We start from the raw sequence: 22,858 nt of genomic DNA, 5'->3' as shown, positions 1-22,858 counted from the left end.
CCTTTTTTATTGGTTTATCTATTGAGGAGGATTGTTTTAGGAAAAAAACTCACTTGCCTGCTTTTTAGGCTTGACTTCAATCTCAGTTTCTCTAGTATATGGACATATAGACGTCCAAACGTCTATTTGTTGGGGTGCTAAATTAATGCTGAAGTTGAGGAAGTAGAAATGGGTTTTCATCACGCACAACATGCAACATCATTAAACCAGAGCCTATCTGAGCTAAATGGTGACATTAACGTTTCTTTCGAATTTTTCCCGCCTTCAACTCCAGAGATGGAAAAGTTACTGTGGAATTCTATCCGTCGTTTAGAGCCATTAAATCCAAAGTTTGTCTCGGTGACTTATGGTGCCAACTCAGGTGTTCGCGATAGAACCCATAGTGTGATTGAGCGTATCCAGACAGAGACAGACTTGGTTGCTGCACCGCACCTCACACTAGTCGATGCCAGTGATGAAGAACTAAAAGAGCTGGCTAAACATTACTGGAATAGCGGTATTCGTGACATTGTTGCCCTGCGTGGAGACTTGCCTGACGGTAGCCCTAAGCCAACTCGGTTCGCTAATGATCTTGTGCGTTTGCTTCGGTCGGTAGCCGACTTTGATATCTCGGTGGCAGCCTATCCAGAAGTGCATCCCGATGCGAGTAATGCCCAGTCTGACCTGATTAATCTTAAAAAGAAGATAGATGCCGGCGCTAATCGTGCCATCACTCAGTTCTTCTTCGATGTGGAATCATACCTGCGTTTTCGTGACCGCTGTGCTGCGGCAGGGATTGACGCTGAAATCATCCCAGGGATCCTACCTGTGACTAACTTTAACCAGACTAAGCGCTTTGCCGCTATGACCAACGTGTCGATACCAAGCTGGTTACACCGTCAGTTTGAGGGTCTTGAAGACGATGCCATTACCCGTCAGATGGTTGGGGCTAACGTGGCTATCGACATGGTTAAAGTCTTGTCCCGCGAAGGGGTGAAGGATTTTCACTTCTATACATTGAATCGTGCCGAGCTGACCTATGCAATTTGCCATACATTAGGGGTTAGACCTGGTAAATAGTCGACACCATATTCTGATTAAAAACCAATAGTGGACTCATGCTGTTGGTTTTTTTGTTTCTATATTCTAGTCTGGCATAGCTGACTTGGTAAGCTTAGCCGTTGAGATTACAGGAAGAGAGGTGGAGACTAGAAATGCAATTTACTCACAAAGCGAGTTGTCATTGTGGTGCAGTCGAATTTGGACTGTATTTACCCAATGGACTTGTAGATCTACGCCGTTGCGATTGCTCTATGTGTCGTAAAAGGGGAGCTGTGGTAACTTCGGTGTCACTCGATGGCATAACAGTCATTAAAGGAGCGGATAAGCTATCTCTCTACCAGTTTAATACCTTCACTGCGAAACATTACTTTTGCCGAGTATGTGGGATTTACACCCATCATCAACGCCGTTCGAATCCGAAGCAATACGGCTTTAATGTAGCTTGTATTGAAGGTATTAACCCCTATAATCTTGGAGATATCCCAGTAATGGATGGCATCAATCATCCGGCAGACCGTTAACCCAAGTAGAGTGAAAATGACTGAAAAAGCTAAGCAGTGCCCATTATGCCAACGAGCTAACGGCTGCAGTGTGCAAACGGGTCACACGATAGAGCAATGCTGGTGCAGTAAACAAACCTTTCCGGATAAAAGCTTGTTAGATCAAGTTTTAGAGAAGGATAAACAGGCCCTGTTAAATGGAACTGCTTGTATTTGTGAATCTTGTTTAGAGTCTCTAAAGGCTGATATTACTAGTCAACAGACTTTGTACAAGAGAATCAACTAGTCCTCTAGACCAAGTCAGCTGATTCAGGCACTATCTGCGGTCTTGTTATACCTTCAATGAGTTACCTATCATGGATACGCTTTCTCAGCGTGCAGAGTTTAAACTCGGATTTATTTTTATTTCAGTTGCAGTGCTGTTTTGGGGATTACTCCCCATAGCACTTAAGCTATCAGGGCTTTTTATCGATCCTGTCACGTTAACCTGGTTTCGTTTCTTGGTCGCACTGGTAGTGAGCTTTGCTATTCAATGTCTTAGCGGCAGTATTAAGCAGTTTAAAGGCTTAGATAAACGTTCATGGGGGAAGCTGGCATTAGCGGGCATCTTTCTAATCTTTAACTACGTTTCGTTTGTTTATTCGCTTAAGTACCTTGCGCCGGGCTCGGCGCAATTAAACTTTCAGACAGCACCATTCTTTCTCGCTTTTGGCGGCATGTTACTTTTTAAAGAAAGACTAAATGCCCTGCAAATGAGCTGTTTTGCTACTTTGGGATTAGGTATGTTGATGTTCTTTCATCCTTACCTCGATTTTTCTGCTGGGCCGTCAGAGGTATGGAAAGGCGTATTGATTGTTCAATTCTCAGTATTGTCTTGGGCAAGTTACGCGTTAATTCAGAAGTCGATGATCAAGCGTTTATCGCCGAATAATATTTTATTATTTATTTACCTCTTCGGCATTTTTGCGATGGCGCCTTTTAGTGATTTAGGTCAGTTTGCTTTAATGGACAGTAATGAATGGGCTATTGCTATCTTTTGTGCCATCAATACCTTGATAGCCTACGGTTGCTTTGGCCAATCAATGAAGTACTGGCCAACAGGGCAGGTAAGTGCGATGTTGGCGTTAACGCCGGTGATCAGCTTTAGTTTAACCGCAATTGTGGTGAGTCTTGGTTGGTGGAGCGACTTAATCAAAGGGGCTATTATCGACCCGCTATCCTTTACTGGTATTGTATTGATTATCGTGTCTATCATCGTGGTTCAGCTGTCGCCTATTTGGCAAAAACGCAGAGCGTTACGAGGGCTTAAGGCCGCCGCTTAGACTTTGAGCTAGCGCGATAAACTTAAGCTTTAGAGCTTATGTTTCAAATAAGTCGCCACCGTTATCGGTGGCTTTTTTATGCCCCTTGTTAACAGAGCTCTATCGATTCATTAGGTTCTACATTTGGTATTCACTATCTAGCATTGGCATAAGTATAGCTTAAACAGCCGAGTAAACGGCTTGTGAGAAGATCTTCAAAGGTACAATGACAAACACTGCATTAGCAACAGTTTAAGGTGACATTGCTATCGTGAATAAGTTATCGAAGTAAAGGTTGAGCATAGCGGCAATCTTCTATCGCTCTCGGTCGTGACGAGTTGGCAGCAATGAGGAAGTTAATAAGCTGGACGAGTGATGACTATCTGATATAGCAGGGGCGATATGACAGACAACAAAAAAAGGAGCCATTAGGCTCCTTTTCTTTAGCTAGCTATTGGAACTCGACGTTCCAAACACTAAGACTTATTCTGCGTCTCTTGGACCTTTACGGTGCGGCTTTCTGTCACCTGAAGGACGACGGTCACTACGCTCGCCGCGATCACCCGCAGGCTTACGTGGGCGACGTGGTGGACGGCTATCGCCACCTGAAGTATTTGCAAACGTTTCACCAGCGGCTTCACGGATATTTAGTGGACGGCCACATACACGCACTTTCTTAAGGTGCTGTAATACTTCTTTTGGCATGCCGTCTGGTAAGTCGATTGCAGTCACTTGGTCGAATAACTGGATTTGACCAATGTAACGGCTGTCGATGTTAGCTTCGTTCGCAACTGCGCCAACGATGTTACCTACACCAACACCATTGTCACGACCTACATCGATGATGTAACGGCACATCTTAACGTCTGGATTGTCCTTTAATGAATCAGCTGCACCTAAGTTTGCAGGTGTTGGGCGAGATTCACGACGTGGACGGTCGCTACGATCACGTGGGCCACGGTCATTACGGTCACGAGAGTTACGGTCGTCACGGCTATCACGTTGACGTTCGTTCATTGCAGGTAACTGCAGTGGACGATCTTTCTGTACTTGATGCAGAAGTGCTGCTGCAAGTACGTCAGTATCAACCTCTAGCTCTTGACAAAGTTTAGCGACAGCGCCTTTCATGAAGTCTAGATCTTGCGAAATGATTTCAGCTACTTGCTCACCTAGACGAGAAAGACGACGTTCAGTCACTGTCTCTGGGCTTGGCACGTCCATTGGTGAAATGCGGCTCTTAGTTGCACGTTCGATAGTGCGTAGCATACGCATTTCACGGTGTGTAACGAAAAGAATCGCCATACCTGAACGACCAGCACGGCCTGTACGGCCAATACGGTGAACATAAGCTTCAGTATCGTAAGGAATATCGTAGTTAACTACGTGTCCAATACGCTCAACGTCAAGACCACGAGCCGCAACGTCAGTTGCGATGATGATGTCTAGTTGACCACGTTTAAGTTGATCAACAGCACGCTCACGCGCTTGCTGGTTCATGTCACCGTGTAGTGGTGATGATGCATAGCCACGAGCTTCTAGCTTTTCAGCTAATTCAACACAGCTGTTACGAGTACGAACGAAGATAATGATACCTTCAGTCTTCTCAACTTCTAGAACACGAACAAGTGCTTCTAGTTTGTTGTGCTGTGATACTTGAACGAAACGCTGTTCAATAGTTTCAACCGTTGTGTGAGTCGCCGCGATACTTACATGCTGTGGCTCATTTAGGTATTTGTTCGCAACACGCTTAATCTGCTCTGGCATTGTTGCAGAGAATAGCGCTAACTGGCGTGACTTAGGCGTGTGCTCCAGGATCCACTCGATATCATCGATGAAGCCCATTTTTAGCATTTCATCGGCTTCGTCCAGAACCATAGCTTTCAATGTATCAAGCTTTAGTGTGCCACGACGCATATGGTCCATAACACGGCCAGGAGTACCAACGATGATTTGAGGACCACGACGCAATGCATTTAACTGTTGGTGCATGCTTTGTCCGCCGTAAATTGGCAGAACGTGTAGGCCCTTCATGAATTTTGCGTAGCTACCGAACGCTTCAGCAACCTGAACTGCAAGTTCACGTGTTGGCGCTAGTACTAGAATTTGTGGTGCATTAGTTGTTGGATCAATGCTGTTTAGTAGAGGCAGTGCGAAAGCACCTGTTTTACCTGTACCTGTTTGAGCTTGACCTAGAATATCTTTACCAGCCATTAGAGGCTCGATACTTGCTGCCTGAATAGGAGTTGGTTTTTCGTAACCTAACTCGTCAAGAGCACGCAACAAAGGCTCGGCAAGACCGAGTTCGCGGAAAGTTTTTTCACTGGATGACATGGGTTGTAGCCTTGTGGAATAGCAGAGCACAAAAGTATGTGCTTAAGTGTAATAGACAGAAAATCAACCCCGTGTCGACTTCCCGCACCGAAAACGTATCAGTAAGCCGACTAGTATAGCAGCTTATAATTGGTAATACCAATTAATACTGGCGTTTTATCATATTTCAAAGCAAATAGTAGGCCAAATAATAGGTTAGCTAGCTCAAAAAATGATTAATCAGTACATTTATTGAGGACTATTGAGGAGTAAACTGTCTATTTCAAGCAGTTGGTATGCCGATTCGCTAACAGCCGCGAGAAAATTAATATCTATTTTATCTGGGGTGTCAGTCGGTTGGTGGTAGTCCCTATGGATAGGCACGCCAAAGTAGAGCCAAGGTATACCCACTTGATGGAAGGGGTAGTGGTCGGAGGCGCGAAGAAAGTCGATAGCGATAACTGAGCCATCGAAGGCCTTTGGTTGCTGGGTTCGAATGCAGATCTGATTAGTTTTTTTTAGAGACTTTCGCATCTCAGAGAAGGAGTCAAAGCGTCTTGCTCCCTCAATGTAGATGGCGCCATTTCGACTGGGCCGGCCTATCATATCAAGGTTGATGGCTAGCTCTATCTGCTCAAGATCGGGGCTGGTGCTAGCCAACTTAAGCTCATTTACTAGGGCATAACTGCCATAAAGTCCAGGTTCTTCAGCATCTGTGGCGACAAACAGTAGGTTAATTTTGCTGCCTTGGATTTTGGCTTGTTGTGCTAGTTGTAATAAGCCTGCTATTCCCGAAGCGTTATCATCGGCACCAGGATAATAGCCACTGCCATTGCTACCTAAATGGTCATAGTGGGCCATGACGATTCGCCACTTTGAGGTTTCTAATTGTGCGGGAATGACACCGATCATATTGACCCCGACTCTATCATTGAGTGAGCGGCGGTAGTTAAAAGGGTGTTGGTATTGGCCTTGCCAGGGAAGGAGCCCTATCTGCTCAAAACGCTGGCTCAGATATGCTCTCGTAAGCGAGGCGCCTTGGGTGCCCGTTTTTCGTCCCGATAAACGGTCTGAGCTTAGGGTATGCAAATCGGCGGTAATAGTACTTATATCGGCCCAAGAAATCCTAGGTTGTGTATCGCAATAGGGACGAGCAGTACAGGAGGTGAGTATTACTAAACTTACAATCAAGCAGGTTAATAGCCGCATCCATTTTGCCTTTAGGAGTTATCTATCCTCTTGTATTGAGATTAGTCTCTCGCTCTATGAATAGCGATTGTTTTTTACTCATGCTTGTTTGTGTTTGTGTTTGTGTTTGTGTTTGCGCTTTATGCTGTGGCTGGGACAAGGTTTGCTTGAGTTTATAGACAGGTAGCCGAGAGAACAGTCGCTGCTTAGGGGCAACCTTAATCAGTGATTGTTCTTTCAGATTACCGGCAGCCACGCGAGCGATACTGCCATCGGGTAGGGCGATGGTACTCGAGTCCTCATCACTGTCAATGACACGAGCTTTGAGGGACTTCCCGTTACTAATCAGGGGATCTATCACGGCAATAAGCAGTAGGCCTAGGGTCATCACTAGGCCAGTGCTTAAGAAGAGGTTTCTAAAGTGCATTAAGTCTCTAACTGGCTCTATGCTTTACTTAAAAGTGGCTTTAAGAAGCGCGCGGTATGGGACTCGGTATGTTCGGCAACCTCTTCAGGTGTGCCTGCGACTAAAATAGTACCACCACCAGAGCCCCCTTCAGGACCTAGATCGATGATCCAATCAGCCGTTTTTATCACATCCAGGTTGTGCTCGATCACCACGATAGTGTTGCCATGGGACTTGAGACGATGCAAAACATCTAAAAGCAATTGGATATCGGCAAAGTGCAGACCCGTTGTTGGTTCATCGAGAATGTATAGCGTCTTACCTGTGTCGCGTTTAGATAGCTCTTTGGCAAGTTTAACGCGCTGGGCTTCACCACCCGACAGGGTCGTGGCGCTTTGACCTAGGCGAATATATGACAAACCCACATCCATTAAGGTCTGAAGTTTACGAGCAATCGCTGGAATGGCATCGAAGAACGGACGCGCTTCTTCCACTGTCATCTGCAGCACTTCGTGAATATTCTTACCCTTAAAGCGAACATCTAAGGTTTCACGGTTATAGCGCTGACCCTTACAGCTATCACAGGGGACATACACATCGGGTAGGAAGTGCATCTCAACCTTGATTAAACCATCGCCCTGGCAAGCCTCGCAGCGACCACCTTTGACGTTGAATGAGAAGCGACCAGGCTGGTAGCCACGGGTACGTGACTCTTGGGTGGCAGCAAATAGCTCTCGGATAGGAGTAAAAATACCGGTATAAGTCGCAGGGTTCGAGCGCGGTGTGCGGCCGATAGGGCTCTGATCGATATCGACTACCTTATCGCAATGGTCCATGCCGACAACTTTCTTATAAGGAGAAGGCTCGTCAACCGTTGCACCATTTAACTGCATATGAGCAATCTTGTAGAAGGTGTCGTTGATCAGTGTCGACTTACCTGAGCCTGACACACCGGTAATACAGGTGAATAAGCCCACAGGAATTTGTAAGTCGACATTTTTAAGATTGTTGCCCGATGCGCCAAATAACTCAATCAGCTTGCTTGCATCGTACTGAGTGCGCTCAGTCTTAATGTGAATTTGTTTCTCGCCTGACAGGTATTGGCCTGTGATTGATTCTTTGCAGTTAAGTAAGTCCTGCAATGTACCCTCGCCAATCACTTGGCCGCCGTGTACACCTGCACCTGGACCGATATCGATGACGTGATCCGCCATGCGAATCGCATCTTCATCGTGCTCAACCACAATCACAGTGTTACCTAAGTCACGCAGGTGGATAAGGGTTTGTAGCAAGCGCTCGTTATCACGCTGATGCAGACCAATAGACGGCTCATCGAGAACATACATTACCCCCACGAGACCGGCACCAATTTGGCTGGCAAGACGAATACGCTGGGCTTCACCGCCTGAAAGGGTGTCGGCAGAGCGAGAAAGGCTTAAATAATTTAAGCCAACGTTTACTAGGAAGCCTAAACGATCGCGTACCTCTTTTAAGATCTTATCGGCTATCTGGGCACGTTGCCCCGTTAGCTCTAAGTGCTCAAAGTATTGCGCGGCTTCACCGATTGACCATTGGGTCAACACTGGTAGATTTAGGTCTTCAATAAATACATTACGGGCTTCTTCACGTAGACGAGAGCCACCACAGCTTTGACAAGACTGAGTGTTGATAAACTTTGTCAGCTCTTCACGAACCGCATTTGACTCTGTTTCACGGTAGCGTCTGTCCATGTTGTTTAAGATCCCTTCGAAGGGATGATTTCTTACGACCACATCGCCGCGGTCGTTGATGTACTTAAACGCGATGCTCTGATTGCCTGAACCGTAGAGTACGATTTTGCGTACGTCATCGGTTAGCTGTTCGAACGGCTTCTCGATATCAAACTTGTAGTGCTCGGCGAGGGAGGTCAACATCTGGAAGTAATAGAAGTTACGTCTATCCCAGCCTCGAATGGCTCCGCCAGCTAATGACAGCTCGGTATTGGTGATCACGCGCTCTGGATCGAAAAACTGTTGTACGCCTAGGCCGTCACAAGTCTGGCAGGCGCCAGCTGGATTGTTAAATGAGAAAATCCTTGGCTCAAGCTCAGCCATCGAGTAGCCACATACAGGGCAGGCGAAGTTAGCCGAAAAGACATGCTCTTCAGGCTTAGCTCTACCTTCGACGGGCTCCATGCAGGTTACTTTTGCGATACCGCCAGATAACTCTAGCGCCGTTTCAAATGACTCGGCTAAGCGCTGTTTCATGTCATCGCGTACCTTAAAACGGTCAACGACCACTTCAATGGTGTGCTTAACGTGAAGGTCTAGTTCTGGTGGATCGGTTAAGTCACACACTTCACCGTCGATGCGAGCGCGAATATAACCTTGAGCGGATAAACTTTCTAACAGTTTAACGTGCTCGCCTTTACGGTTGTTCACGACAGGAGCGAGTAGCATTTGGCGGCTGCCTTCAGGCAGTTCAAGAACCTTATCGACCATTTGGCTAATGGTTTGCGCCGCTAAAGGCTCACCATGAGTCGGGCAGCGAGGTTCGCCGACACGGGCAAACAGCAGACGTAAATAATCGTAGATTTCGGTAATGGTACCCACGGTTGAGCGAGGGTTATGAGATGTAGACTTTTGCTCGATAGAAATTGCAGGGCTTAATCCCTCAATATGATCAACATCAGGCTTTTCCATCAAACTCAAGAATTGACGCGCATAGGCAGATAATGACTCGACATAGCGTCGTTGTCCTTCTGCGTACAAGGTGTCAAATGCAAGAGATGATTTGCCAGAACCCGACAGTCCGGTGATCACGATAAGTTTGTCGCGAGGAATAGTCAGGTTGATGTTTTTAAGATTGTGGGTACGAGCACCACGTACTTCAATATTTTCCATCTAGCGTTCAGATCTCAAAGCCGAAAAAAGTGGTTAAGTATCTCACAAAATTGCCTGCGGAAATAGACAGAACTGGCTATCAATTGTAGGAGAAAATTGAGATTTTGCATCGAGCTAGTGCTTGAAGCCCTTGATATTGCAGGTTTGAGAGTAAGATAGTTAAAACGTGACTCAAATATACACCTTTAACTTTTACTTTTGGGTTATTGAAAAACTTCGTGATAAACTCCGCGACCTATTTCAAGTTCACAGATCAGGGCGGGGGCATGGCCAACCAGGGACTATCCAAGACTGAGAAAAAAGTCGCATTTTCTTTAGCCAGTGTATTTGGCTTGCGCATGATGGGCTTGTTTATGATCATGCCAGTGTTTGCACTTTACGGGCAACACCTCGAAGGTTTCTCACCTTTGTGGGTCGGTATCGCCATTGGTGCATACGGCTTAACCCAAGCGGTTCTTCAAATCCCAATGGGGATCTTATCTGATAAGTTTGGCCGCAAACCTATCATTCTCGCCGGACTACTTATTTTTGCCTTAGGTAGCTTAGTCGCCGCTAATGCCGAGACTATTTACGGCGTAGTCGCCGGTCGAGCATTGCAAGGCATGGGCGCAATTGCCGCCGCCGTGTTAGCGCTTGCTGCCGACCTTACCCGTGACGAACAACGCACTAAGGTAATGGCGATTATCGGTATGTGTATCGGTTTCTCGTTTGCGCTCTCTCTACTCGTTGGCCCAATTGTGGCGCAGCATCTTGGTTTGTCAGGGCTGTTCTTTATGACAGCGGGCTTGGCTTTGCTGGGCATGATTATTGTGCAAGCCTTAGTACCTAATCCCATCTCACAAGCGCCTAAAGGCGACACGGTTGCAGCGCCTGAAAAGCTCAAGCGCATGTTAATGGACCCACAATTATTTAGACTCGATGCGGGTATTTTTATTCTGCATCTAGTATTAACAGCGGTGTTCGTAGCCTTACCACTGGATCTAGTCGATGCCGGGTTAGCCAAAGAAAAGCACTGGATGCTGTACTTTCCGGCCTTTATGGGGGCATTCTTCTTGATGGTGCCGCTGATTATTATTGGAGTTAAACGTAATAATACTAAAGGCATGTTCCAAGTTGCGCTTATCATCATGATGGCTGCACTGGGGTCGATGGCGATGTTTGCCGATAACTTAGTGGTATTGAGCATTGCAGTCGTCTTGTTCTTTACCGGCTTTAATTACTTGGAAGCGTCATTACCGAGCTTGATTGCCAAGTTTTGCCCTGTAGGCGATAAGGGCTCGGCAATGGGCGTTTATTCGACCAGTCAATTTTTAGGTGCATTTTGTGGTGGTTTATTAGGTGGTGGCGCCTATCAACTCGTGGGTGCATCAGGTGTCTTTGCAGTGGCGTTAGGCCTAATGTGCATCTGGTTTTTATTGACCTTCGGTATGAAAAATCCAGTGCTGCTGAAGAGTTACACATTAGAAGCAAATGTGACAGACAAACAGAGCGCAGTCACCATGGCTACTGAACTGTCGGCATTAGCTGGTGTGTCAGAAGCGATAGTCGTACTCGAAGAGAAAGTGGCTTATTTAAAAGTAGATGACCATTTCGATTTGAGAGAAGCCAGAGCTGTGTTACGCTCTGTCGATTAGGTAAAAATTTAATATACGTTCCAGGAGATTTCAATGGCTAGTCGTGGTGTCAATAAAGTAATTTTGGTCGGTAATTTAGGACAAGATCCTGAAGTACGTTATATGCCTAACGGCAATGCCGTAGCCAATATTACCGTGGCGACAAGTGAGTCTTGGAAAGACCAACAAGGTCAACAGCAAGAGCGTACTGAATGGCACCGTGTTGTGATGTTCGGCAAGTTGGCTGAAATCACTGGTGAGTATTTACGTAAAGGCTCTCAAGTTTACCTAGAAGGCAAACTACAGACTCGTAAGTGGAAAGACCAAAGTGGTCAAGATCGTTACAGCACTGAAGTGGTTGTCGATCAAGGCGGCAGCATGCAGATGCTAGGTAGTCGTAACCAGAGCGGTGGCGCACCAGCACAAGGTGGCAACCAGAACTACGGCGGACAGCAACAGCAACAAGGTGGTGGCTACGGTTCACAGCAACAGCAGCCTCAACAGCAAAATAGCTACCAGCCGAAGCCACAAGCTCCTGCTCAGCAAGGTGGTTACCAGCAACAACAGCCACAGCAGCAAGCTCCTCAGCAAGGTGGTTATGCGCCTAAGCCACAATCTGCACCAGCTCCGCAGCAAGCGCCACAACAGCGTCCAGCTCCGCAGCCACAGCAGAACTTCACTCCAGATTTGGATGATGGCTGGGATGACGATATCCCGTTCTAGCTCCTGTCTTTTATAAAAGTGTAAAAATAGACGCTTTTAAATAAAGAAACCGCCCTAAACCCAGCATAAATGCTGGGTTTTTTTATGGATTTTTATCCGCTATTTAATCTATTCCTTTGTAAAGTTAGTCTAAAAATGCCTTTTGAAAAATATAGATGAAGATACTAGGTCTTTATTCTATTTTTAATGCTTCGGTGGCAATCACTCTAGTTTTGAGCATAAAACTGATTGAATAGCTGCTAGTGTAGAAAATAAATAACGAGTTAGAATAGGATTGCTAGCGGTTGTTATCCGAATTTTCAAATGACGACATATTCAGGCCAAAGGTGAACTGTATATCAGTTAAAAAATATATGAACATAGAGCGAGCTTCAAAATAGGGCGAGCAAGTTAGGCTATTGTTGCTAATAACGGAGCATTAGGCACATATAAGCACTGCTTGTTTGTGAGGGCCGTAAGTAGGCCATTTTGATAAATATTAGGTAACTATAACGAGAAAAAGTTGTGCCCATCAATAGATTATCTACGACCACCGCTACGCTTGCTATTGGGCTGAATATTGGTGGAGCCAATTCAATTCCATCTGCGATAGCATGTAGACGCTAATGGTTTAGTTTTAGGTCAGACTAAAGTCGTTTTTTTTATTTATTTCTTTTATTCATCATGTGATTAGTTATTCGTTGCTGCAAAATATGAACTTGTTTTGACGCTTGATACTCAGGGCATCACTTCAATACTAGTGCAGCATCGACTATTGCGGAGTGGGTACAAAAAATCCATGGAGGAACTTTAATCACTATTTTTGCGTACACTTTCTATGTCGCGAATTTAAAGAAAGAGGCGCGTCAGAGCAAGCGGTAAATATCAAAATACACCAGAAGATAGTCAAATAACAACCGTACAAACCTCTATAAATATTTCAATAAATGGGTGAAGGAAACTTCTTACCTGTTAATTCTGTTTATTTTCATTTTATGGTTTTATATGTTGTCATTTTGTGCTTTTATAGTCGTAAATTTTGTACGTTCTGCTTTGCATCACTATAGGTGTCCGCTACCCAACTAACGCTTAATTTGGTTAGGAATGAATTTAGTGCGAAGAGTCATTTATTTCAAGGAGTGATTTTCATGAGTAAAATCGATGAACTAGTGTTTATTCATCAGGCTGTATCACCGTGTCATTTGGCTATTTTGACCGAGTCTGTTGGTTTAAAGACTCGTGTAATAAAAAGTCCATCAGATCTTGTGATGGAAAATGGGTGTAATCGCTTCTTGCTCGTTGCTCAAAAGGGGGCAGCCCTTGATAGTAAAGGGATCCCTTTAGTTGTAGCTAGGCTTATACCTCAGTTTCCAATCGCTTTATATCAAGTTGAACGTGATACGTTAGATCCTAAAGCTGCAATATTGCAGGGAATTAAGGGGATATTATATACCGATCAGGGAATGGATTTGCTGTTAATTGGCTTACGTAAAATGATTGCTAACGAGCTTTGGTATGAGCGAAAGTTACTGAGTGACATACTTAATTATTTAATTAAGCATTTAAATCGTGGCTCTGAGCCTTTGCAAGAAGGTGTGATGATGATTCAAATGCTAACCGAGCGTGAAAGAACCATTATTCTGCTAGTTTCAAGTGGAGCGCGTAATAAAGAGATTGGCCACCAACTCTGTATAAGTGAGCATACGGTAAAAGCACATATCTCATCGATTTTTAGAAAGACCCAGTCTCGTAATAGAGTTGAATTGTTACGTTGGGTGCAAACTTACCAGAGCTTATTCGAGCTATGCTCTTAATTACTACCATTTGGATAGTGGAATTTTACTTTGAGCTTAAATGAATACCGAAATCATATAGAGAATAAAGGGAGTTTTAGCTCAGTTTTTGGTATTACGTTTTTGCTTTATTCTAACTTTACACTAGGTTAGTTGTACTTAAATTGCTTGCTTTAAAAACTGTGGCATTATTGGCTAAATCAGCTAATAGATTACAGTCTAGGCTAAGCTTGCTGTAATCGCTGGCGCAAACATAGTCTTCATTATTTGAAATATTATTAGACGTACCTGCTTAATGTTAAATAAGCGCGATCACCTTTGTAAATCATGGCTGTGATATTTCCTTAACTAGATTTCCTCCGTTATAAATTAGCTCGTATTAGGTCAATAATGTTTTTTCTAAGGTTATTTAAATCGCTATCGATATAAGGAATCCCTTTGTAAGTGATTCTGGTTTATAACCACGACTCGTATTGAGCAGAGGGGAATTGTTCAAATTGTTTTGAAACTGAAATGAATGCTCCTCTATTAAAGATTACAAGATGAAGTTCATTTCACTCTGTACTGGCAGGCGAGATGCCCTACAACGAGCCGAATATTTTATCATTTTCATCGCTTGTTAGCCTAGTAGGCGAAAGATCTTCTGCAAGGAGCGGTTCACTAGAGAAGTCTCTCAACTCACCTTGCTGCTTATTTGTCGTGATAAGCAAAAGGCGACTTAATTTATTGTGGTAAATACCTGATGTTTTCATCAGTATTTGCTTATGATTTTTTTAGATTATTAGCGCCGATATTTAAATATTTTAGACTTTATTCTAGTGCGATGGGATTAGTAGCTAAGTGCCAAATGCTTAGTGTGGTATTTCAATAGGTGAGGAACTATGGCAAAAAATTAAGCGTTTTAAACATATCGGATACTCATTCTGTTTACCAGCCATACAAACAACAATTGGCTATAGAGTGTTAAGCAGAGTGTTTGACGTGCCGGTTCGAAGAGTTTAATTAATTGCTAGGAGGGGTTATGTTTAAGAAACTTATATGGTTGATCTCAGTTATTGCTGGAATTATCGTATTTTTGTCTATACCTGTGCAGGCGAAATTTGCGATTCAACCCGAATATATTAAAGATTCATTGGTAGTTGTCTATAAAGAGAATGTTACTTACAGGGAACGTTTATCGGCTCTGCAGCTGATTAACGCTTCCATGAAATATGCTGATACTTTGGGGGTTGATAAGCGTTATGTTCATTTGCTTGATGGTAGGTTGACCGAGCTATCGCTTCATCCTAGTTTAGATGTTGAGCAGGCGATCGAAATAATCAGGCGTCATCCTGCCGTCAAGTATGCAGAACCTAACTATGTAGTTAAAGTCATTGGTACGCCTGATGAACCGAGTTTTGAATCATTGTGGGCGATGAACAACACTGGGCAAGTTGGTGGTAGTGCTGGTGCCGATATTGATGCTGTAGAGGCCTGGGATGTAACAACGGGTGATAGTGATGTTGTGGTGGGGGTCATTGATAGTGGTGTTGATTATAATCACCCCGATCTAGCAGCAAATATGTGGACTAACCCTAACGAAATTCCTGGCAACAGTGTTGATGATGATGGCAATGGGGTTGTGGATGATATTCATGGCTTTAGTGCAATTAACAATAGCGGTGACCCTATGGATGCGAACGGCCATGGTACTCACGTTGCCGGCACGATTGGCGCATTGGGTAACAATGGTGTTGGCGTAGTAGGGGTTAACTGGGATGTTAGTATTATCGCTTGTCGATTTCTCGATGCCAATGGCTCAGGTTCTATTGCTGGTGCGATTGCGTGTATTGACTACATGACCGACTTAAACGTCAATCACGGGGTTGATATCAAAGCGACCAACAATTCTTGGGGGGGCGGCGGATTTAGTCAAGCATTGAAGGACTCAATTGATGCGGCTGGAGAGGCTGGAATTCTATTCTTTGCTGCTGCGGGTAATGATGCGGTCGATAACGATGTGAACCCTTACTATCCATCAAGTTATGAGTCAGATGTTGTTATGTCGATTGCCAGCACAGATCGAAACGACGCTATGTCTAATTTCTCTCAGTGGGGCCTAACTAGTGTTGATATGGGGGCACCGGGCACTGCCATTCTTTCAACTACACCAAATAATGGCTACACGACTTATTCTGGGACGTCGATGGCGACCCCCCATATGACAGGTGCTGCTGCGTTAGTTTGGTCTATTAATCCAGATCTAACACCGTTAGAGATGAAGCAGTTGCTTATGGACTCTGGCGATGCCAATACCGCCTTTGCGGGTAAGACCGTTGCAGGTACTCGATTGAATGTAGCCAGAGCTCTTGAATTTGCCAGTTTAGGAGCAAGCTATCATTTCAGTGTGACACCTGTGAAGCAAATTGTTGAAGTTGGTAGTGCCACCCGTTATGAATTCAGTGTAGACAGTGACGAAGGTTGGAATAGCACTGTGAAATTAACTGTTGATGTAACGCCTGCTCTAGCCGGAGTTACACTTTCCAGTAACAGCGTGATGGATGGTGATAACTTTACGATTGAAGTGTCAACTGATGAGCATACAGCTTGGGGGGATTACACCATAACGGTTTCGGGGGATGATGGCGGAATAGTTAAAAGCAAATCTGTGTTACTTACAGTTATACCTCAAGAATTGCAGAAATTTGGTTACGAAAATTTGAATTCAGTAGATATTCCTGATAATGATCTAACAGGCATTACCAGCACTATTTTCGTTAGTGATGATTTGCAGATATCTGATTTAAATCTTTATTTGGATATTTCTCATATCTGGCGTGGTGACTTGGTAGTAAGCTTAACTTCACCTGATGGTACTGAGGTTATAGTCCACAACCGCGAAGGTGGCAGTGCTGACGATATTTTTAAAGGATGGCCTTTGGGCGACTTTAACGGGGAGATGGCTGCGGGAACGTGGACACTTTCAGTTCGTGACATTGACAGGTATAACTATGGCGTTCTTAACCGCTGGGGGCTGGCTATTCAAGGTGTGGATTGATTGCTGGCGTTAACTAGTCGTCGATGGAGCCAAGATTGGATTGATGAACTCAAGTCGTGATATGAACGGTTATATTACTGTGATTTGGGAAGCGAAATGTAGCGGTAGATGTCAGCTCTACTCCTAGTTATGGACAACCGGGTTTACACGAGGGATACGATTGATGCTGAAGGTCATAGCAATACCGCAACAGGCAATGCCCTACACTAAGGGGGTTTAGTGTATGGTGAAACAAGTGCACTAGTTAAGCTTAAACAATGATAAACGAGCTCCAATGGCTCGTTTTTTTGCGTTATTTTATAAATTTACTTCATCTAAATATTTATTTTAGAGGGTGGCTAAAATGCTATCTGGTACTTATCTAGAATGGCTTGGTATTCACCGCTTTGCTTGAGGTTTTCTATGCCTTGGGCGAACTTAGCTGCATAGCTTCGGCCCTTGTCATTGTTACCAAATCCCACATAAAGCGGGGTGATATTGTTTTCACTACCTGCGTAGCGAATATCCCTAGTATATCCAAATTGCCGTGCAGTATGAGCTATGACGTAGCGATTACCAATTAGTAGGTCAACACGATGTTTTGCCGTTAAGTAAAGATTACTCTTGAGTGGTGTTTCTCCGGATGTGCGGATCTGCGGCTGACGCTTTTCTAAATACTGATTTAATGATTGGCCGTAATCATAACCTAGGATGGTGGCGATCAGCATATCATCTAAGCTAGCTAGGTCGGTGAAGTGCCAATTTGAGTCTGCAGCAGTATAAAAATCATTGGTGTATTGACCAATGGAAACCAGATCACCACTAAGAGAAAAGCTGGCAATATGCTCTGCTGTGACCGCGAGTACCGCATCTATCTTATGCTGGCTTGTGAGTCTAAGTGCCCTTTGAAAAGGAAGGGTTTCGAATTTCACTTCAATATCCACAGAGGCAAATGCTTGCTGTGTCAGTTCGACGACATAACCCGAATTGTCGGTGCAGATGTAAGGACACCATATATCGGAAGCGACTACGATTTGCTCGGCGCTTGAGGGAAAGCTCATGGCTAACAGTATGAGTAATCTAGACTTCAAAATAATCCGATTGCTAATCACGATATTAAGGTTTTCATTAGTCTATCAAAACGGGGGCAAGAATGGTTAGAAATGAGAACTATTCTAGACTCTTCCAACCAGTTGACGGATCACTGGCTGAATGTCTTTTTTTTGCCTTAGGTTTGCAATTGTCATTCCTGTGTCATATAGAACTATTCCTATAGTAATAGTTCGGCGTGCTGAAAAAGCCTTGTTGTCTTTTGTTGGTTCTTGTTAGTTAAATTGTTGATGTTGTGAGGGTTGTCCATATGTTTGAGGTTTTTTTGTATTTATTGATAACGAAAAACTTGAATAACGACTGCTTTGAACTAAATTCGATAAGAGCTGAATAATTTATGTGATTAATTTCGTCTTTGAGAGGGATTTTTTGTATTTTCTACTCTTGATATTCGGCAAAAATCTGTAAAAATACCGTTTCTGTCCCTGATGGCAAAATACAGGGAACACGGAAGTAAATGTTAGCGCAATTTGCTTCTTATTTTATTTTGTATGTGTTGATTTAAGGGCATTAACATATATGTACAAGACGACAAAAAAACCAGTTTGGTACGGTGAGTTGAGAACTGCTCGCGGCAATACCATTCTTATTCATGATAAACAGTTTCCTGATGCTTCTGCTGGCCGCGTTTACTTCTATAACGCGACTCGTGAAGCAATTATCGAATATGCTGAAGATATCGTTAAGCCTAACTTGCATGAACTCGATGAGCAGGCGATAACTGAAGTTGAAAAAACTTGTGGCGCAGCTTGGTTTGCCGCAAGAGAAGAGTTTATGGCTAAACATCAAGGGTGGGTTGAGGCGAATAATCCTAAGAGCGCAACCGCAGCTCCTAAGAAGCCAAAAGCCGTTTCTGAAGATGATGAACCAGAGTTAGAGTCAGCAGATGGCGATGACTATGATGATGATTGGTCAGACGATTACGATGATTAATCAATAAGAGTTTAATAACAGCGCCTAGGCGCTGTTTTTTTATATAGATTGCTTAGGCATCCGCTTCAAATTGGTAGCGGCTGATATGATGGTAAACCTCCCCCGGATGAATTAGCGAATCTCCAGCGATATGAGGCTGGTTTGGCGCATCAGGGAGCTGCTGAGGTTCTATACAAATCCCTTGATATTGAGCTAATTTCTGTTGGCTCTTGCCTATGACCCCCGCTAAGCCATTACCACCATATACTTGAACGCCAGGTTGATTGGTATATAAAGTCATGCTACGCCCGCTAATTGGTGTGCTCAAACGACCGAATCTCTGTAGTTTTGACTCCGTGTTAGGCATCAAGAAGCAATGGTCGATACCCGACGTCGCGGTTAACTCTTCACGGCCAATCATTGACTGTAGCTCGGTCGGTATAGAAAGATCTAAGCCGCTGCCCTTGGTTTGGCAAACAGCCTTGGGAATGCCACTTTCATCTATACTGAGGTATTGCTTAGCATCAATTTGCAGTTGGTGGTTGAGACTTGTTTTACTGGAGTCTAGATTGAAATAACTGTGTTGAGTCAGGCTAATGGGGCAGGGTTTATCAGAGCTTGCTAAGATCTCAATATAGAGGTTATTGCCAACGAGGCGATAATCTAACTGCACGTTACAGTTACCTGGAAAGCCCATGTCTCCATCTAGGCTTTTGAGGCTGAGACGTACACCGTCGGGCAGTGGGCCAAGTTGCCAATTCTTACGATGAAATCCTTCGCTGCCACCATGTAAACAGTTTGTCGCTTGGTTAACGTCGAGCTGGTACTGAGTTTGGCCATCAGTAAAGCGTCCATTGGCAATACGGTTGGCGTACCGTCCCGCAATGGCACCTAGATAAGCATCTTGGGAAAGATAATCTTCAGCGCTATCACAGCCTAATACTAAGTTTGCACGCTCACCATCTCGATCCGGAGCCCATAAAGAGCGGATTATCCCGCCAAGGCTTAATACTTCTATCGCTATTGTACCGTTATCGATGAGCAGTCGCTCTATTTGTCCACCACGTGGATCGGTCCAAGGCTCGAGAGGGCGAATGCGTAGCATAATTAAGTCCTGTTAACTGTTAAATTAATCACTAAGCTAATTGTCGATACGCTTGGCACCATCGCTTGCTGTGCAGAGATAAATATCGGCTTCTAGGCCTGTTTTTTCGGTGTAAAGCTGTTCCACTACTTCAACCACTGTATCGGTTAATGCATGATCGACCAGTGCGACAACACAGCCTCCGAAACCGCCGCCAGTCATGCGTACGCCACCGTGCTCGCCAATGACATTCGAGATTATCTCAACTAGGTAGTCGATTTCTGGGGTCGTGATCTCAAAGTCATCTCGCATCGATATATGGGACTGTGCCATTAAAAGGCTAACTTTAGCTATGTCACACGACTCCAGTGCCCATGCTGCACTTTGGGTGCGTCTGTTTTCAGTGACAACATGTTTAGCGCGTTTGTAACAAGCATCGCTCAGTTCCGACTTACCCGCCTCTAAGGTGGCAAGATCGAGATCCCGTAGTGACTCTAAACCAAAGTGAGCTGCCGCTTGCTCGCACTGTTCGCGGCGCAGGTTATATTCCGACTCAACAAGACCACGCTGTACATTCGAGTTGATAATGATCAGGCTTAAGCTGTCGGGAATGCTGACCGCTTCACTGTCAAGGTCAAGGCAATCAATAAGCAGTGCGTGATCTTGTTCACCCAGTGCGCTGATCATCTGATCCATGATGCCGCAGGCGCAGCCAACAAATTGATTTTCGCCGCGCTGAGCCAGTTGAGCGATTGCCAATGGTGATAGCTTAATTTGGCTACAATCATTGACGGCGGTACCGAAGGCTATCTCTAATGCGGCCGAAGAAGAGAGTCCTGCGCCCATTGGGACGTTACTAACAACGGCGACATCCAGCCCTTTTGGCGCTAGACCTGACGTGGCCATTGCAGCGGTAAAGCCTTTAAGGTAGTTAGACCAATGATTTGCTGTAGGTTGGCCTTCTTCACCGAAAACCCATTCTTCGATTTCACCGGGAAAGGCTTCCGATACGGCGCGAAAGCGTAAATCATCACGGCGCTTTACAACCACGGCCGTATAGAAATTGATGGCGGCTGGAAGCACAAAACCGTCGTTGTAATCGGTATGCTCACCAATAAGGTTAACGCGTCCAGGGGCACAATAAAGCTCGTCGGCTTGGGTGCCAAAAGTTTGCACAAACAGTTTGTTTGCTCGCTGAGCGGGATTGGACATAATCAAAATTTCCGAATGTTAATATTTTCGTTCAGTACAAAAGCATTGCAATAAACTGGTGGTTTAGCTGCGGTTTGATTCTGGCGACCAATTTCTTAACAGCGGTTTACACTAAAAAGTAATCTTAATGCATGATATTTTTTGAGCGGCATTAGCCTAAATTGAGTGGAAATAGGCTGTGTCATCGTCTTCTACTAAATATCCATCTAATGTTTTATATCATGACTTTGTAACTTGTGTAACTGAGTTTTTCTATTGCAGCTTGATACAAGCTCCAATGCCCAATTCTGATAGTAAGGCATTGGAGCGATAGCTTGAGGTTAGTCACTTACAAGTTGGCTATTGATGCTCTGTGGCCCAAATACAAATTTACTCAGGGCTAGGGTAGTCAAAATCGTTGCGGCCAAGGTAATAGCCATCATGTGGATAAAGTGCAGCGGACTCCACACAAAGGTAAACACCGCATACATTAATACGCCAAACACTAGGCCAATCTTAATCGCTTTAGCGTTAACATCCTTAAAGACTAGGGCACAGATAAAGGCGGCAAGTACAGGCATAGAGTAGAGGCCATTAAGCTGTTGTAGTAGCGAAATAATACTGGCTGATTGGGCAAATACTGGCACTAAACACAATGAAATAAGGGTAAAGACTAGGGCGACACGGGTGCCAATTTTTCGAATATCGGCATTGGGGTTGATATAGTTTTGGTGAATATCGCAGGTATAAAGCGCGGCTGCTGAGTTCAAGCAAGAGTTAAACGAGCTTAACACCGCGCCCGCCATTACCGCAGCGAAAGCACCAGATAGCCAACTAGGTAGAATATCTCCTACTAGCTTGCCGTAGGCAACATCACCGACATCACCGTAAAGTTTGTAGGCCACAAGTCCTGGTAACACCACGATAATTGGAATAATTAGCTTCATGACAACGGCTGCATAGAGGCCTTTCTGCGCCTCTTTAACCGATTTTGCCGCTAGGGCTCTTTGGGTGATCACCATGTTAGTGCCCCAGTAGAAGATCTGAATGAAGATCATACCGGTTAACAATGTATGCCAAGGAATATCTGATTGAGCATCACCAATCAAGGTGACACGTTCAATTGGGATCCCTGATAGATCCCAGTTTACGGCGTTAAGTGCCAGATAAGAGACTACAACCCCCATAAGCAGTAAACCGATACCATTGAGGCTATCGGAGATGGCAATGGCTCTTAGGCCGCCAAAAATAGCATAGATGGCACCGACGACCGCAAAGATGATTGCTAGCAGAGTTACTGATATCGATAAGCCAAACATAGACTTCATAAATAGCGAGCCGGTATAAAGCACTACAGGCAGCAGAATAAAGGCATAGCCAAGCATAAACAACACCGACACCATGGCTCGGATCCCCTTGTCTTGATACTTGCGCTCAAGCAGTTCGGTTGTCGTAGTGCAGTTATACTTGTAATAGATAGGGATCAGCCATTTAGCGAGTATGATGAGTCCCACCGCCGCGGCGATCTCCCACCAAGCGACTAGCAAGGTTTGTGCGCCGTTCATGCCAACAATTTGCTCGGCGCTGATGTTAGTCATCATCAAAGAGCCTGCAACTACCACCCAACTTAAGCCTCCGCCGGCAAGAAAATAGTCTTTGCTGTCGCTGCTATCGCGGGTGACTTTGCGGCATTTTAGGTAGGTGATTAAACCTACCAAGGCGGTTAAGCCAAAAAATATAACCAGTTGAATAGTGTGTTCCATGTTGATCCTTAACCGTTATTTTTAGTTTTTATATCCTTGGTTGGGC

Annotated in this window: 17 protein-coding genes; 9 read left to right on the top strand and 8 right to left on the bottom strand. The window is 44.6% G+C overall.

What is annotated here, in order from left to right:
• The first annotated feature begins 168 nt into the window (after positions 1 to 168).
• From metF to Q1A86_RS06835, 4 genes are all read left to right on the top strand, one after another.
• Positions 169 to 1,059, top strand: a complete 891-nt coding sequence (metF, locus tag Q1A86_RS06850; RefSeq protein WP_299804557.1) for a methylenetetrahydrofolate reductase — start codon at positions 169 to 171, stop codon at positions 1,057 to 1,059.
• 134 nt (positions 1,060 to 1,193) lie between these two features.
• The gene (locus Q1A86_RS06845) at positions 1,194 to 1,562 is read left to right on the top strand and encodes a GFA family protein (protein ID WP_299804554.1); all 369 of its coding nucleotides are present in this window, start codon (positions 1,194 to 1,196) and stop codon (positions 1,560 to 1,562) included.
• Positions 1,534 to 1,827, top strand: a complete 294-nt coding sequence (locus Q1A86_RS06840) for a cysteine-rich CWC family protein (protein WP_367277888.1) — start codon at positions 1,534 to 1,536, stop codon at positions 1,825 to 1,827. Before Q1A86_RS06845 ends, Q1A86_RS06840 begins: the two co-directional genes overlap by 29 nt.
• Before the next feature lie 70 nt (positions 1,828 to 1,897).
• Positions 1,898 to 2,863 carry a DMT family transporter gene (locus tag Q1A86_RS06835; RefSeq protein ID WP_299804551.1) on the top strand — a complete coding sequence of 322 codons (966 nt, stop codon included), beginning with the start codon at positions 1,898 to 1,900 and terminating at the stop codon, positions 2,861 to 2,863.
• Positions 2,864 to 3,325: 462 nt separating this feature from the next.
• Here the strand turns inward: Q1A86_RS06835 and Q1A86_RS06830 are convergent, their stop codons facing one another.
• From Q1A86_RS06830 to uvrA, 4 genes are all read right to left on the bottom strand, one after another.
• Positions 3,326 to 5,173 (bottom strand): DEAD/DEAH box helicase, encoded by a 1,848-nt coding sequence (locus Q1A86_RS06830; RefSeq protein WP_299804548.1) that lies wholly within the window; start codon positions 5,171 to 5,173, stop codon positions 3,326 to 3,328.
• 228 nt (positions 5,174 to 5,401) lie between these two features.
• Positions 5,402 to 6,361, bottom strand: a complete 960-nt coding sequence (locus tag Q1A86_RS06825) for a M28 family peptidase (RefSeq protein WP_299804545.1) — start codon at positions 6,359 to 6,361, stop codon at positions 5,402 to 5,404.
• A gap of 22 nt (positions 6,362 to 6,383) precedes the next feature.
• Positions 6,384 to 6,767 carry a hypothetical protein gene (locus Q1A86_RS06820; RefSeq protein WP_299804542.1) on the bottom strand — a complete coding sequence of 128 codons (384 nt, stop codon included), beginning with the start codon at positions 6,765 to 6,767 and terminating at the stop codon, positions 6,384 to 6,386.
• A 17-nt stretch (positions 6,768 to 6,784) separates the two neighbouring features.
• Positions 6,785 to 9,628, bottom strand: coding sequence for an excinuclease ABC subunit UvrA (uvrA, locus tag Q1A86_RS06815; RefSeq protein WP_299804539.1), 2,844 nt, complete (start codon positions 9,626 to 9,628; stop codon positions 6,785 to 6,787).
• Positions 9,629 to 9,894: 266 nt separating this feature from the next.
• Here uvrA and Q1A86_RS06810 point away from each other — a divergent pair, with 266 nt between their 5' ends.
• From Q1A86_RS06810 to Q1A86_RS06795, 4 genes are all read left to right on the top strand, one after another.
• Positions 9,895 to 11,262, top strand: coding sequence for an MFS transporter (locus tag Q1A86_RS06810; RefSeq protein WP_299804536.1), 1,368 nt, complete (start codon positions 9,895 to 9,897; stop codon positions 11,260 to 11,262).
• A gap of 33 nt (positions 11,263 to 11,295) precedes the next feature.
• A complete protein-coding gene (gene ssb / locus Q1A86_RS06805) occupies positions 11,296 to 11,964 on the top strand; it encodes a single-stranded DNA-binding protein (protein WP_299804533.1) in 669 nt (222 codons plus the stop codon).
• A 1,127-nt stretch (positions 11,965 to 13,091) separates the two neighbouring features.
• The gene (locus Q1A86_RS06800; protein ID WP_299804531.1) at positions 13,092 to 13,757 is read left to right on the top strand and encodes a response regulator transcription factor; all 666 of its coding nucleotides are present in this window, start codon (positions 13,092 to 13,094) and stop codon (positions 13,755 to 13,757) included.
• A gap of 1,000 nt (positions 13,758 to 14,757) precedes the next feature.
• Complete coding sequence (locus tag Q1A86_RS06795) at positions 14,758 to 16,773, top strand: S8 family serine peptidase (protein WP_299804529.1); 2,016 nt, start codon at positions 14,758 to 14,760, stop codon at positions 16,771 to 16,773.
• A 338-nt stretch (positions 16,774 to 17,111) separates the two neighbouring features.
• Here the strand turns inward: Q1A86_RS06795 and Q1A86_RS06790 are convergent, their stop codons facing one another.
• Positions 17,112 to 17,843 (bottom strand): ABC transporter substrate-binding protein, encoded by a 732-nt coding sequence (locus tag Q1A86_RS06790; RefSeq protein WP_299804527.1) that lies wholly within the window; start codon positions 17,841 to 17,843, stop codon positions 17,112 to 17,114.
• A 538-nt stretch (positions 17,844 to 18,381) separates the two neighbouring features.
• Here Q1A86_RS06790 and Q1A86_RS06785 point away from each other — a divergent pair.
• Positions 18,382 to 18,795, top strand: coding sequence for a hypothetical protein (locus Q1A86_RS06785; RefSeq protein ID WP_299804524.1), 414 nt, complete (start codon positions 18,382 to 18,384; stop codon positions 18,793 to 18,795).
• A 52-nt stretch (positions 18,796 to 18,847) separates the two neighbouring features.
• Here Q1A86_RS06785 and Q1A86_RS06780 read toward each other — a convergent pair whose 3' ends face one another.
• The 3 genes from Q1A86_RS06780 to Q1A86_RS06770 form a co-directional block, all read right to left on the bottom strand.
• Positions 18,848 to 19,879 carry an aldose epimerase family protein gene (locus tag Q1A86_RS06780; RefSeq protein ID WP_299804522.1) on the bottom strand — a complete coding sequence of 344 codons (1,032 nt, stop codon included), beginning with the start codon at positions 19,877 to 19,879 and terminating at the stop codon, positions 18,848 to 18,850.
• A gap of 36 nt (positions 19,880 to 19,915) precedes the next feature.
• A complete protein-coding gene (gene galK, locus Q1A86_RS06775) occupies positions 19,916 to 21,070 on the bottom strand; it encodes a galactokinase (RefSeq protein WP_299804520.1) in 1,155 nt (384 codons plus the stop codon).
• A gap of 320 nt (positions 21,071 to 21,390) precedes the next feature.
• Entirely contained in the window at positions 21,391 to 22,812 is a 1,422-nt protein-coding gene (locus tag Q1A86_RS06770; protein ID WP_299804517.1) for a solute:sodium symporter family transporter, read from the bottom strand.
• Positions 22,813 to 22,858 lie beyond the last annotated feature (46 nt).

It is taken from the genome of uncultured Shewanella sp. (assembly GCF_947497935.1).
Classification (GTDB): domain Bacteria; phylum Pseudomonadota; class Gammaproteobacteria; order Enterobacterales; family Shewanellaceae; genus Shewanella.
This window is presented reverse-complemented; position numbering and strand designations above follow the sequence as displayed.